Raw genomic sequence first — 12441 nt, 5'->3', positions numbered from 1 at the left:
GATCACCTCCCATCGCGACCGGCAGCCTGGCGCGCGCCGCGGCGTTTTCCGCAGCACTCCCTGAGCCCCGCCCCACCTCATGAACGATCGCTCACAACAGCTCTCCTTGCGCGAAAAGATCGGCTACAGCCTGGGCGACCTGGCGGCCAACCTGATCTTCCAGACGCTGGTCACCTTCCTGGCGTTCTTCTATACCGATGTGTTCCGCATCCCGGCAGGTGTGGCCGCCACCCTGATCTTCGTGGTGGGCATGCTCGGCGCGTTCGTGTTCACGCCCATCATCGGCATCCTGGCCGACCGCACCCGCACGCGCTGGGGCAAGTTCCGCCCGTGGATCCTGTGGACGGCAGTGCCGTTCGGTGCCTTGTCGCTGGCCGCGTTCAACACGCCAGCACTCGGCGAGCAGGGCAAGATCGCCTACGCCTTCGCCACCTACACGCTGCTGATGCTGGTGTACGTGGCCAACAACCTGCCGTACTCGGCATTGAGCGGCGTGCTCACCGGCAGCATGGAACAGCGCAACAGCTTGTCGGCCTATCGCTTTCTGGCGGTGACCTTCGCGCAGTTCGTGATCCAGGTGCTGTTGCTGCCGCTGGTGCTGATCCTGGGCAATGGCGACAAGGCACAGGGCTTTCGCAACACCATGGCGCTGTTCGCCGCCGTCGGCACGCTGTGCTTTCTGATCACCTTCTTCACCACGCGCGAGCGCGTGCTGCCGATCAGCGAACAACGCAGCAGCGTGCGCCAGGACCTCACCGATCTGGTCCGCAACAAACCCTGGCTGGTGATGCTGTCGCTGACCATCCTGGTCTTCATCAATCTCGCCATGAAGGGCGGGATGTACATCTACTACTTCAAGTACACCCTCGACGCGAACGCATTGACGCTGTTCCTCGACCACGCCGGGTTCAACCGCTTCATCGCTGCGATCAACAGCGTGCTCACCGGCGCCGGCCTGAGCGCGCTGCAATGGCCGCAGGACGCACCAACCTCGGCCTTCAGCGTGTTCAGCGCCGGCGGCATCCTGGCGATGATCGTGGGCATCGGCTTCTCCAAGCGGCTGGCCGACCGCTACGGCAAGCGCAACGTGTTCGGCGGCGCGCTGCTGATCTCCACCGTGTTTCTGCTGGCGTTCTACGGGTATCCGCCGACTGCGATCGCCTGGGTGTTCGCCTCCTACGTGCTGCACGGCTTCTTCTACGGCATCACCATCCCGCTGCTGTGGGCGATGATCGCCGACGTGGCCGACTACTCGGAATGGAAGAACCACCGCCGCGCCACCGCGATCATCTTCTCGGCGATGTTGTGCGGCCTGAAGATCGGCCTGAGCGTCGGCGGCGCGCTGGTTGCCGGCATCCTGGCCTTCTATGGCTACGACGCCGCCCTGCCGCAGCAGAGCGATGCCGTGACGAGCGGCATTCGCCTGACCATCAGCGTGTATGCGTCCATCCCGTTCCTGCTCGGCACCGCGTTGCTGGCGCTGTACGAAATCGACAAGCCGCTGGAAACCCGCATCGAACACGAGCTGGGCCTGCGCCGACGCGGCGCAGCGCTCGCCACCAGTTGATGCCCTCTCTCCCACCTCATGCACAGGTACGCGCATGTCCGATGAACTGCACACCGCTGCACTGCAGGCGCTGGCGCGCACCGCCATTTCCGCACCGCTGGTCACCCACCTCTATACCGCCGACCCTTCCGCACACGTGTTCGACGGCGCGTTGTACATCTACCCCTCGCACGACATCGATGCCGGCGTTGCCTTCAGCGACGACGGCTCGCACTTCGACATGGCCGACTACCACGTCTTCCGCATGGCCCATCCCGGTGCACCGGTGGAAGACCTCGGGCAAGTGCTGCACGTGCGCGACGTGCCGTGGGCACAGCGCCAGATGTGGGCACCGGATGCCGCGCAGCGTGGCGGCAAGACCTATCTGTATTTTCCCGCCAAGCGGGCCGACGGCCTCTTCCAGATCGGCGTGGCGGTCGGCGATGGCCCGCAAGGCCCGTTCGTCGCCGCAGCCGAGCCCATCGCCGGCACCTACTCGATCGACCCGGCGGTATTTGCCGACCACGACGGCGCGCATTACCTGTACTTCGGCGGCATCTGGGGCGGCCAGCTGCAGCACTACCGCGACAACGTCTACGACCAAACCAACCAGGAACCCGCAGACGACGCACCCGCACTCGGCCCACGCGTCGCGCGCCTGCGCGAGGACATGACCCAACTGGCCGAACCCACCCGCGAGATCATCATCCTCGACGAACACGGCGCACCATTACGTGCCGGCGACCATGCCCGCCGCTTCTTCGAAGGCCCCTGGGTCCACCACCACGCCGGCCGTTATTACCTGTCCTACTCCACCGGCGACACGCACCGCATCTGCTACGCCACCAGCGATGCCCCCTACGGGCCATTCGCTTACGAGGGCGTGCTGCTCGCACCGGTGGTCGGCTGGACCACGCATCACTCCATCTGCCTCTTCGACGGCCAGTGGTATCTGTTCTATCACGACGCGGTGTTGTCAGGCGGGCAGACGCATCTGCGCAGCATCAAGATGGCGCCGCTGGAACACGATGCGGATGGAAGGATCGCGACGATTTACCCGTATGGGGAGGGAGCGGTGTCGCCTTGGTGAATGGTCGCCGCTGTGCGGTCAGTTGCAGACGCTAGTCATTGGCTCGCGCCAAGGCAAGTGAGCCATTGCCCGCTCATTGCCGCTGACGGGCGATCCTCCGGGGAGCGTCCTGTGGCGCGTCGATATTGCATTGCATGCTTTGTGCAGCCAGCCACTCAGGCCTTGTCTCCATCGCGCACGCCTCACGCCTTGCGCATGGCCACCAAGGGACGCAGATCGTCCACAAGGCGCTTTCTGCTGCTACGTGCGTACTCGACCGGAGAGAATGGCATTGCCGAGTCTGCGTAGGCATCGATGAGTTGCAAGAGTGCGTCCCTGCCAATCTCCTCCGGCGCGGGATTACTGCCGGCCTCGGTCAGCGATGTCAGCCGTTCCTGGAGCATTTCCTTCCTGGCGATCTCCATGCCAAGGGACGGGTCTGCCACGCACAGGCCAAAGGTGCCATCAAGAAAATAGGGGATGAATCCCTGGATCTTTTTTTCGATGGCATCCGTGTCCTCGATGTGCGCGCGCAACCCTGTCTCCAATTCCCGACCCAATGCCGCAAGCACGGCATCACGCGCGCCCCCCTTTGCGGCTCGGTCAGCGATGTCCACCCATTTCCTGCATTCGGGACGGAAGTAGTCGCCCACAAGGCGCTCGTCGATGTATGTGACTCCAAACGCCGCCGAACGGATGGAATGTCCGTCGCACGTATACGTCGGTTTGGGTATGGCATCCGCTTCCAGAAGCGCATCGAGCCGATCGACCGTAATGCCGGCAAGCGATGCGAACGTTGGCTTGTCGACGAAGTGCGTTTGCAGATAGTTTGCCAGAGTCAGCGACTGCTGCATGGACAATCGCCCGTGTTCATAGAGGGGCGAGACGCTATCACACCGGTACGCAGGCAGGCACAAGATCGGCCTCTGTTCGCCAGAACTGGCGAGACGATGACGACACGCTGCCACGACTTCTCGCACGGTACCGTCATGTCACTGGCACAGAGGGGCAAGCTTGCGCCCGGGCCGGAACTGCATCGCATGGGGCTGCATCCAAGCGCATTGCAGCTACGTAGGCCATGTACGTGCTCTTTTGATGGAGGTTCCCATGCAACATCGTTCGATGCTGTTGTCACTCGCGCTTGCGGTCTACGGGAATGCTAGCGCAAGCGATTCACGCGCTGCACTGCCCCGCGCAGACACTGTTGACGTGCCGCGCTTCATGGGCGACTGGTACGTCATCGCGCACATTCCCACCCGGCCCGAGCGCAAGGCCTACGATGCCGTGGAGCGCTATGCGCTGCGGCCGGATGGCCGCATCCAGACCACCTTCACCTACCGCAAGGGCAGCTTCCAGGCGCCGCTCAAGTCCATGCACCCGATCGGCCAGGTGGCGAAGGAAGGCAATGGCGCGCTGTGGAGCATGCAGTTCTTCTGGCCGTTCAAGGCCGAGTACGTGATCGCCTGGCGGGATGCGGAGTATGCGCAGACCATCGTGGCGCGCAGCAAGCGCGATTACGTCTGGTACATGGCGCGCACCCCGCAGGTGTCCGATGCCGACTATCAGCAGGCCGTTCAACGTATTGCCGCCATGGGCTATGACGTGTCGCAGCTGCGCCGCGTACCGCAGTCGCAGCGGTGACTCGGTGACTCGGTGACTCGGTGACTCGGAAAAAACTGTAACGAGCTTGGCGATGCAATGACTGCATCGCTGAGCTCGCACACGGGCTGCGTCAGACGTCCTTGTCCCCCACGGAAAACTCCCAGCCGTCGTTCAAGCCACCCAAGGGCTTGGCCTCCACGGCCAGCTCCTCCTCGAAGGCCGAAATCGCCTTGTGCGACGGCACCATGGTCGGATACACCGTCACATCCATCGGAAACGCCGTGTTTTCCGGATAGTGGCAGCAACGCACCTTTTGCTCGAAGCGCAGCATCGTCACCGAGAACGCCAATGCCGACTCCTTCGTGGGGAAGACGACAGAGAACGCAATCTCGCGCGGCTTCGACAGGTCCACTCCTTGCTGGGCGATGTGCCACAGGGTGTTGCCGTTATCGTCGTTAGGGTACAGATCCGGGCTTCGTTGCATGGGGCTTCCGTTTTTGGCGGCTGGTTGGCAGAGGAAGAATTCTAGCGCCTGGCTTGTGAAGCCTGTCATTAACTACGGCTTGAAATCGAATGGCGTGGGAATGCTTTTCGAGCCCATGATCTTTCGCAGTTACACTATTTCCGCTTTACCAAATGGCGTATTCGAGTCACCCAAGTATCCCGCAAAGCTGAAATATCTGGATATTAATACCTATATTTTTGCGACACGACATTGATAATCCAAAGAGCACGAGAATTCCAGGCCTGCATCTTGACTCCTCCATGCGTCAGTAGCACACTCCCTCTAGGAGCGTAGCAACTCCGTAGACAGCGGTGCCACCCCCGTCAAGCGGTGGTTTTTTGTGCCTGATGTTTGGGCGCATGCTCGGCATCTCCACGCCGGGAGGGCGGCGAATACAACACCCGCAAGGGAAATAAGCCCGCCGACTGTCTGCGGTTGCTAACCTCCCGGCATCCCGCCGCATCGTGCGGCGGGAGCCTGTCCGGAGAGTTGAGCATGGAGCAGTCTCTGTTCGGGTATTACCTGCTGCCGGAAGACGCGCAGCTTCGGTTGCTGCAGACGCGCGATCATTTACGCCTGCTGGGCACGTTGGCACGGCCACGCAATACGATCGCCAGACATTTCAATGAGCCGCATGTCAGCATGGATGCGCTGGCTTTCTGTTTTGATCTATTGGCTGAGCAACTGGAGACCATCTTGAAGCAGACGCTGACGCCCGATGATCTTCCAGAATCGAAATTGGCACAGTAACTGCGGCAACACCTCAGGCTGTTACCTCAAGGTGGCCAACCCGCAACTAAGGCGTGGCCTCTGATTCATTCAAAACCGATCAAGTTTATATACGACACACCTTTGACTCCCATATGAGATTCGGTGTGACCCGATTCAACGTAGGCGCGGCTAACCCCGCACTGGCAGACTTTCTTGACATTGTTTTTGATGGCGCCTTCAATGCTGTGATCGAAGCTAAATGCACTACTTCCTTCAACAACGCATACTTCTCTTTTCAGGCCACTCTCTATCGCCTGACTCTTTGTTTGATAGACCATCACCTCACAACTACCACTCTTATAGTTGGTAGCTGCGCCTATCATTCTCACCGATCCAGTTGCGCAACCAGACAAACAGCCAAAGATGATAGATAAAAATATTGCTTTATTACTAGTCAAGAAAACCTCGATTTTTGAGCTGACCTGCTATGTGGGAAGTGATTCCGGCACGGATCATGGAATCCCTGCGAGCACGCATTCGTTACGCGCCACAGAGCCACATAAATCACAAGCCATGCGCGTCACAGCAACTCAAAGATGCAGCTTAAAAAGGCGGAGGCATCTTTCGCCTCCGCCGGTGATTATCACGGCAGCCAAACCAGATTCATCAACTGCGGATCGGCCGTCACCTTGACCAGCTTGCCGCTGGGGCCGAACTGCACCTGATACTCGGAGAAGCTGTCGCGCCAGTAGCGCCATAGCGAGGCTTCGAGATTCGGGTTTTCGCTGCTGATCGGGTAGCCGACGGCCATCAGCACTTGTTCGCGCGTCATGCCGCCGGTGAGCTTGCCGTCATTGATGGCCTGGCGGATCTTGGACGGGAAGGTGGCCAGCCTGAGCTTGGGGTCGGCGGTGACGAAATAGCGGGCGGCGAAGGCGATGTTGTCCAGGTCGCGGCTGTAATCGTTGCCGATGGACTGCTTTTCGCCAGCGATCTTGAGGTTGACGCGGTTGCGGCCGAAACCGGTGACGCTGACCGGGGTGCCGACGGGAAGCATGCGCTTGCCGTCTTCGGCGTAGTTGCTGTCGCTGATCCAGCTGCCGTCGGTGCGCAGGTTGCAGCACAATAAGCCGTCGTATTTGGCGACGTCGGCGGCGCTGGCCAGGGTGGCGGCGGTGAGCAGGCTCAGGGCCAGCAGGGAAGAACGCAAACGCATCGTAAAGACTCCTTTCTCGACGGCCGTGGCCGCGCGGCAATGATGGGATCAGGCGCGCCGCCCTTTCCCCAGGGGCGCGCGAGCATTGTCGCAGCCACGGGCGGCTTGGCAAGCACGGGTGACGCGGCCGGCCCGTGGTTGTGTATGCTCGGAGCCGTGGAAACTCTCTCACCCGCCGAGATCGCCGAGCAGATCGCCGAGTTGCGACGCGCCCACCGCGCGTTGGACGAGGAGATCCAGCGCGTGCCCGCGAACATGGAGGACGAGCTGCAGATGAAGCGCTTGAAGAAGCGCAAGCTGCATCTCAAGGACTGCATCACACGGTTGGAAATGGAGCTGGTGCCCGACGAGCCGGCATGAGGTTGGTGCGTGCGGCCGCCGGCTTGAGCTGAGGCGCGTCGCGTTGGTCGCTTGGGCCGCTACCCTCACCCCAGCCCCGCTGCGCGCCCCGGCCCACGTCTTGCGACGCGGGCGCTCCAAGGCACGCGCGCCAGTGACGCGCAAGCTGTGCCTCTTCGCCCCGAAGGGAGAGGGGCTTTTGACCTCGAACTTTTGGGCGTAAGCGTTGTCGCCGAGCGGTCTGCGCTCTTGTCCTAGCCTGCGCGTAGCAGGATCTTGCCGCGGCGGCCCGGTTCGGCGCTTGCCGCGGCCGCCTTGGCTGCATCTTCCAGGTCGAACACCGCTTCCACCGGCAGGGCCAGGCTGCCATCGACGGCGGCCTTGAGCAGTTCGCCGATCATGCGGCGCTTGTCCTCGGGCGTGGTGGCGGCCATGACCTTGCTGCCCCAGAAGCCGCGCACGCTGGCCTGCTTGAAGATCACATCGCCGCTGGAGATCTGCAGCGGCTCGCCGGTCATCGAGCCGAACGAGATCAGCTCGCCGCCCTCGGCAAGCAGCCCCATCAGCTCACCAGCCGCGCTGCCGGCGACAGAGTCGATGGCGCGCACGATCGGCGCCTCGCCGACCAGCGCGCGCACGCGGTCCTGCCAGCCCTCCCGGGCGGTGGAGACCGCGTTACCGATGCCCAGTGCCTGCAGCTCCTCCACGCCGGCGTCGCGGCGCACCAGGTTGACCACGTTGATGCCGCGCGCGGCGGCGAGCATGGCGACCGTCTTGCCGACCGCGCCGTTGGCGGTGTTCTGCACGATCCAGTCGCCTTTTTCGACCTGCAGGAACTCGATCAGCATCAGCGCGCTCAGCGGCATGGCGATCAACTGGCAACCGCGCTCGTCATCGAGTGCGTCGGGCAGCGGCACCACGCCGGACGCGTCGGCCAGGAAAAATTCCGCCCAGCTTTCGTGCACGCCAGCGGCGACGACGCGCTGGCCGGTCTGCAGCCCTTGGACGCCTTCACCGAGGGCATCGATCACGCCGGCTGCTTCGCTGCCGCCGATTGCGGGAAGCTCGGGCTTGTAGCCGTAATTGCCGCGCACCGTCCACAGGTCGTGGTTGTGGATCGGCGAGCGACGCATCGCGATGCGTACCTGGCCCTTGCCGGGCTGCGGGGTGGGCCGTTGACCGGGTTCGAGCACCTTGGCCGGGTCGCCGAATTGGGTGTGGATGGCTGCGCGCATGGAGATCTCCTGCCGGGCATGCCTGTGGTCCAACGCACCCGATCGTAATGAAAGGTGGCGCGATGCTATCGGCACGGCTGCAAGAGGGGGATGAAACGAACGGAACTGCTGTGTGAAGTTGCGGGCGTGGGTGAACAACGCGGGGAGTGAATCTGGTCTGCTGCAGCGCCGGGCGGTTTGCGTGCTCACCGGCCCTCATCCGCCCTTCGGGCACCTTCTCCCGGAGGGAGAAGGGAGGCGTCGTGCGCACCTGCGCTTCCCTGCTGGTGCGCTGCCATTGCCCGCATCACCCACTGCAGGGAGACGATGGCATTTGTACCGCCGCCTTACTCGGCCGGCGGCAGCACCACATCCGGCTTGACCGCTTCGGGGCTGACCCGCTCGATGGTGTGGCGCAATTCGCGGCCGAGGATGAACTTGGCGTCCTTGGCCCAGGCATCCAGGCGCTCGTCGAACAGCAGCTTGCTGTTCTCGTCCGGCCACACCAGGCGCAGCTCGCGCAGTTTCTGGATGAAGCTGCGGAACAGGGTCTTGTCGAAGAACTCCGGGGCGGCCGGGGCGTACAACAGGCTCAGGCGTTGCGCGGCCTGTTGGCACAGGCTTTCCAGTTCGCCGGCACCGAGCACGCCGGGGCCGTTCTTCACCAGCACCGAAATGGCGATGTAATAGCGCTCGAAGGCCTGCTGCAGCGAATGGCCGATCGCACGCAGGCGGAACACCTCGTCGGTCTGCCCGGTGTTGCGGGTCAGCACGCCGCCATCGTCGTCGGCGACGTTGAGCAGCAGGCCTTCGCGCACGAACATGTCGATGGTCTGCTCGATACGTTCGGCAAAGCGGTCCTCGCTCCACGGCAGGAACAACTCCGCCTGCAGGAACGGGTACACGGTACGCCCCAGGCGCAGCAGGCCTGCACGGCTCATGCGGCGGTTGTTCTGGAAGCAGCACGCCACCCACGACGATGCCGTGAACAGGTGCAGCACGTTGTTGCGGAAGTAGCTCAGCAACACCGCAGTGTCGCCGCTGACGCTCAGCACATCGCCCAGCGGATGCGACACGCGCGTCAGCACGTTGATCTCTTCGGCGTGGGTGATGATGCGCGCCGGGGTGTGCGGGGTGACGGTGACGCGGTTCGAATACGGCATCTCCGCCAGCAGCTTCTTGCACAGCTCGATCTGCGCGATCAGGTCGGCCTCGCCCATTGCGTGCTTGGGCGTGGACAGCAGCGCCAGCGCCAGCAGGTTGATCGGGTTGACGTCGGCGGCGCAGTTGATGCGGGTCTGGATCTGGGTGGACAGCGTGTCCACCGCCGGCGCCAGCCAGGTGGGTTTTTCGTCGTCGGGCAGCGGTTGGCCGTCCCAGTCGGGCGCGTGCTTGGCCAGCACGTCGTTGAGCGCGATCGGCTCACCGAAGTTCACCACCACCTGGCCGTAGTTCTGCTTGAGCACCTTGGGGATGGACCACAGCAGGCCCCAGATGGATTCCTTCTCCTTGGGCCGGCCGGTGAGCTCGTCCAAGTAGCTGTTGCCTTCCATCAGCTTCTCGTAGCCGATGTAGACCGGCTGGAACAGCACCGGCTTGCGCGGCTGACGCAGGTAGGCACGCAGCGTCATCGCGATCATGCCGCCCTTGGGCTGCAGCAGACGCCCGGTGCGCGAGCGCCCGCCTTCGACGAAGTATTCGATCGAGTAACCGCCGGCCACCAGCTGGGCGACGTATTCGCTCAGCACCGCCGAATACAGCGCATTGCCCTTGATCGAGCGGCGGATGAAGAACGCGCCACCCTTGCGCAGCAGCGTACCGACCACCGGCAGATTGAGGTTGATGCCGGCCACGATGTGCGGCGGCACGATGCCGCGTTCGTACAGCAGGTAGCTCAGCAGCAGGTAATCCATGTGGCTGCGGTGGCTGGGCACGTAGACCACTTCGTGCCCGGGCGCGGCCTGCTTGAGCTTGTCCAGGTGATGCACCAGCACGCCGGCGTAGATGCGGTTCCACACATGGGTGAGCAGGAAGCTGGCCGAGCGCACCACCGGGCTGGAATAGTCGGCGGCGATTTCCCAGGCGTAGGCGTGCGCCTTGCGCCAGGCATCGACCGGCTTGGAGTTGTCCCGCTTGGCCTGGGTGGCGATGGCCTCGCGTACCGAGTCGGCCGCCAGCACCTGGTCCACCAGCAGGCGGCGGGTGGACAGGTCCGGCCCGATCACCGCCTCACGGATACGCCGGAAATGCGTGCGCAGCACGCGCTGCAGCTTGCGCAGGGTGCGCTCGGGCGGCAGGCCTTCGGCCATGGTCTGGCGCAGCGAGATCGGCGGGGCGAAGCGCACGATGGTGGTGCGGCCATTGAGCAGCACCGCCAGCAGCCGCCGGAAGCGGCCGACCAGCGCCCAGTTTTCCGAGAACAGCACCGCGAACCAGCCGCTCTGCTTGTCGGGTGCGCGGCCCACGAAGATCGACACCGGCACCAGGTGCACGTCCAGGTCGGCGCGCACGCGATGCGCCTGCAGCAGCTTGGCCAGCGAATCCGAATGGGTCTTGCCGCCGCGCTGCTCGGGGATCAGCGAATTGCTGCTGCTGCGCCGCGACAGCGCCAGGTAGGCGCGTTTGCGCTGCAGCGGGTCGCCCGGCAGCGGCACCAGTGGCGAGGGCAGCCCGGCCTCGCGGCAGGCCTTGTCCAGGATCAGGGCGCTGGACAGGCCGTAGTCTTCCAGCACGTAGACCACCGGCGTGCCGTCGTCGTAGCGGCTCGGCTGATCCGGTTCGATGGTCAGGCTCAGCCAGGGGTCGGCCAGGCGGCCGAGCAGGCGCGCCCACCACGGGCGTTTGGCGCTGCGGGCGGCGGCGACGGCGGGCGCGATCGACGGTGCAGCGTCCGGCGGAACCGGTACGGCGGTCGGCAATGCGGCGGCCGGGGCACCGAGATCGGCGGCGGCGCTGGGCGGGGCGGGCTGGCCGTCCGGGAACGGCAGGGGATTCTGGTCTGGCATCACGGTCATTATCGCCTAGCGGGGCCTTGCCCGGTGGCGGCGGGCGTGGCGGGCGCGGCCGCCGGGGTGTCAGGCCTTGCAGCGGCGTCGGGTACGGGCGCCACCGGCGCGGCGCCGAGCAGCGCCTGCACCTCGTCCTGGGTCTGCTGCTGGTACCAGTGGCCCTCGCGCTTGATCAGGCCGATGCTGAGGTCGATGTCGTGCGCGGCCAGCGGATAGCGCAGCCGCACCTGAGCGCGGTCGCCGTCCTGCCTGATCAGGCCGGTGCGCAACGCATCCAGGCTGCTGTCCAGCGACAGGCCGTAACGCTCCAGCACCTGCTTGGCCGCGGCCCAGAACGGCCCCAGCCGGCGCAGGCTCTCTTCCATCCCCAAACGCTGCAGATCGGCGTCCGAACCGATGCCGGTGGCGCGGGCGGCGGTTACCAGGTCGGTGATGCTGGCCCTGGCGCGCGCGCGATCGGCCAGCGGCGCAGTGGCGGCCCAGTCGCTCAAGGCATCGACCAGTTGCACGTAGTGGGCGCGTTGCTCGGACTGATAATCGCTGCGGCTGCGCAGGTATTGCACGCCGAACTGGCCCAGCGACTGCGCGGCCTGGCGGATGCCCTGCGACTGGCCGGCCAGCTGCGCATCGAAGGCCTGCTGCAGCTGGCGCTCGGCGCCGGGCGCGGACAAGCTGCCGAGCAGGCTGCCGACCTCGTTGGGCAGCGGCAGCTCGGTCAGCGGCCAACGGCTGGCACCGCTGCGCCAGGTCGCCTCCAGCTGGGTGTACTGCGCGGGGGTGACCCGGATCCGCGCATAGGCGACCAGGTCGTTGCGCCGCAGTGGCAGGGTCATCGACTGCATCGCCGCGGCCGGCTCGGCGCTGGCGCCTGGCAAGGCAGCGGTGTTGTCGGCGCGCTGGCAGCTGCCCAGGCAGAGCGCTGCCAGCAGCACCCACGCGATGGACTGGAACCGGCCGGCGCGGACGGTGGATGGCGACATGCGCACGCTGTTCCCCTGATCGATCGGCGCATCTTGCTGTCTGAATGCGTTGGCGGCAAGGCGCGCCACCACCGTGCGCCCGGGTACGGTTCTGAAAACGTTAGTTTTTCGTAGTTCCGGGCATATTGCCGTCCAGTGTCCGATGTTGACCGGCGTTGTCCCCTCCGGACAAACTTGTCCAGACGATGCTGGCAAGCCCTTGTGCCACCAGCGTTTGGCCCAATGCTGCAGCGCATCATGTAAGCGCTTGC

12 protein-coding genes are annotated in these 12441 nt (G+C 64.4%); 5 read left to right on the top strand and 7 right to left on the bottom strand.

Annotated elements, in window-relative coordinates; translation table 11 throughout:
• The first annotated feature begins 79 nt into the window (after nt 1–79).
• Together FHT08_RS16995 and FHT08_RS16990 are read left to right on the top strand one after the other, a co-directional pair.
• Nucleotides 80–1567: an MFS transporter gene (locus tag FHT08_RS16995; protein WP_166775958.1), complete on the top strand. Its 1488-nt coding sequence runs from the start codon at nt 80–82 to the stop codon at nt 1565–1567.
• Between the two features lie 34 nt (nt 1568–1601).
• Nucleotides 1602–2636 (top strand): glycoside hydrolase family 43 protein, encoded by a 1035-nt coding sequence (locus FHT08_RS16990; RefSeq protein ID WP_166775956.1) that lies wholly within the window; start codon nt 1602–1604, stop codon nt 2634–2636.
• A 182-nt stretch (nt 2637–2818) separates the two neighbouring features.
• Here FHT08_RS16990 and FHT08_RS16985 read toward each other — a convergent pair whose 3' ends face one another.
• Nucleotides 2819–3469 (bottom strand): DUF6058 family natural product biosynthesis protein, encoded by a 651-nt coding sequence (locus FHT08_RS16985; protein ID WP_166775954.1) that lies wholly within the window; start codon nt 3467–3469, stop codon nt 2819–2821.
• A gap of 253 nt (nt 3470–3722) precedes the next feature.
• Between FHT08_RS16985 and FHT08_RS16980 the strand changes: the two genes are divergently transcribed.
• The gene (locus FHT08_RS16980; RefSeq protein WP_104537937.1) at nt 3723–4256 is read left to right on the top strand and encodes a lipocalin family protein; all 534 of its coding nucleotides are present in this window, start codon (nt 3723–3725) and stop codon (nt 4254–4256) included.
• A 91-nt stretch (nt 4257–4347) separates the two neighbouring features.
• On the opposite strand, the gene FHT08_RS16975 is transcribed toward FHT08_RS16980, so the two are convergent.
• Nucleotides 4348–4701 (bottom strand): ribonuclease E inhibitor RraB, encoded by a 354-nt coding sequence (locus tag FHT08_RS16975; protein ID WP_166775952.1) that lies wholly within the window; start codon nt 4699–4701, stop codon nt 4348–4350.
• A 516-nt stretch (nt 4702–5217) separates the two neighbouring features.
• On the opposite strand from FHT08_RS16975, the gene FHT08_RS16970 reads away from it, so the two are divergent.
• Nucleotides 5218–5472 carry a hypothetical protein gene (locus tag FHT08_RS16970; protein ID WP_166775950.1) on the top strand — a complete coding sequence of 85 codons (255 nt, stop codon included), beginning with the start codon at nt 5218–5220 and terminating at the stop codon, nt 5470–5472.
• A gap of 65 nt (nt 5473–5537) precedes the next feature.
• Here the strand turns inward: FHT08_RS16970 and FHT08_RS16965 are convergent, their stop codons facing one another.
• Nucleotides 5538–5891, bottom strand: coding sequence for a hypothetical protein (locus FHT08_RS16965; RefSeq protein WP_166775948.1), 354 nt, complete (start codon nt 5889–5891; stop codon nt 5538–5540).
• A 185-nt stretch (nt 5892–6076) separates the two neighbouring features.
• On the bottom strand, nt 6077–6649 hold the full coding sequence (locus tag FHT08_RS16960) for a hypothetical protein (RefSeq protein ID WP_166775946.1): 573 nt from the start codon (nt 6647–6649) through the stop codon (nt 6077–6079).
• Nucleotides 6650–6805: 156 nt separating this feature from the next.
• On the opposite strand from FHT08_RS16960, the gene FHT08_RS16955 reads away from it, so the two are divergent.
• Nucleotides 6806–7009, top strand: a complete 204-nt coding sequence (locus FHT08_RS16955) for a YdcH family protein (RefSeq protein ID WP_039513143.1) — start codon at nt 6806–6808, stop codon at nt 7007–7009.
• Between the two features lie 233 nt (nt 7010–7242).
• On the opposite strand, the gene FHT08_RS16950 is transcribed toward FHT08_RS16955, so the two are convergent.
• The 3 genes from FHT08_RS16950 to FHT08_RS16940 form a co-directional block, all read right to left on the bottom strand.
• Entirely contained in the window at nt 7243–8223 is a 981-nt protein-coding gene (locus FHT08_RS16950; protein ID WP_166775944.1) for a zinc-binding dehydrogenase, read from the bottom strand.
• Nucleotides 8224–8549: 326 nt separating this feature from the next.
• Nucleotides 8550–11216, bottom strand: a complete 2667-nt coding sequence (plsB, locus tag FHT08_RS16945; protein WP_166775942.1) for a glycerol-3-phosphate 1-O-acyltransferase PlsB — start codon at nt 11214–11216, stop codon at nt 8550–8552.
• Nucleotides 11216–12190, bottom strand: coding sequence for a hypothetical protein (locus FHT08_RS16940; protein ID WP_166775940.1), 975 nt, complete (start codon nt 12188–12190; stop codon nt 11216–11218). The genes plsB and FHT08_RS16940 overlap by 1 nt, the downstream gene beginning before the upstream one ends.
• Nucleotides 12191–12441 lie beyond the last annotated feature (251 nt).

Origin of the sequence: Xanthomonas sp. CFBP 8151 (genome assembly GCF_011761885.1) — a bacterium.
Classification (GTDB): Bacteria; Pseudomonadota; Gammaproteobacteria; order Xanthomonadales; family Xanthomonadaceae; genus Xanthomonas; species Xanthomonas arboricola_B.
This window is presented reverse-complemented; position numbering and strand designations above follow the sequence as displayed.

What these genes read in the sequence shown, in the direction of transcription:
- FHT08_RS16995 (WP_166775958.1), top strand. Translation starts at nt 80, where the DNA reads ATGAACGATCGCTCACAACAGCTCTCCTTGCGCGAAAAGATCGGCTAC.
- FHT08_RS16990 (WP_166775956.1), top strand. Translation starts at nt 1,602, where the DNA reads ATGTCCGATGAACTGCACACCGCTGCACTGCAGGCGCTGGCGCGCACC.
- FHT08_RS16985 (WP_166775954.1), bottom strand. Translation starts at nt 3,469, where the DNA reads ATGCAGCAGTCGCTGACTCTGGCAAACTATCTGCAAACGCACTTCGTC.
- FHT08_RS16980 (WP_104537937.1), top strand. Translation starts at nt 3,723, where the DNA reads ATGCAACATCGTTCGATGCTGTTGTCACTCGCGCTTGCGGTCTACGGG.
- FHT08_RS16975 (WP_166775952.1), bottom strand. Translation starts at nt 4,701, where the DNA reads ATGCAACGAAGCCCGGATCTGTACCCTAACGACGATAACGGCAACACC.
- FHT08_RS16970 (WP_166775950.1), top strand. Translation starts at nt 5,218, where the DNA reads ATGGAGCAGTCTCTGTTCGGGTATTACCTGCTGCCGGAAGACGCGCAG.
- FHT08_RS16960 (WP_166775946.1), bottom strand. Translation starts at nt 6,649, where the DNA reads ATGCGTTTGCGTTCTTCCCTGCTGGCCCTGAGCCTGCTCACCGCCGCC.
- FHT08_RS16950 (WP_166775944.1), bottom strand. Translation starts at nt 8,223, where the DNA reads ATGCGCGCAGCCATCCACACCCAATTCGGCGACCCGGCCAAGGTGCTC.
- plsB (WP_166775942.1), bottom strand. Translation starts at nt 11,216, where the DNA reads ATGACCGTGATGCCAGACCAGAATCCCCTGCCGTTCCCGGACGGCCAG.
- FHT08_RS16940 (WP_166775940.1), bottom strand. Translation starts at nt 12,190, where the DNA reads ATGTCGCCATCCACCGTCCGCGCCGGCCGGTTCCAGTCCATCGCGTGG.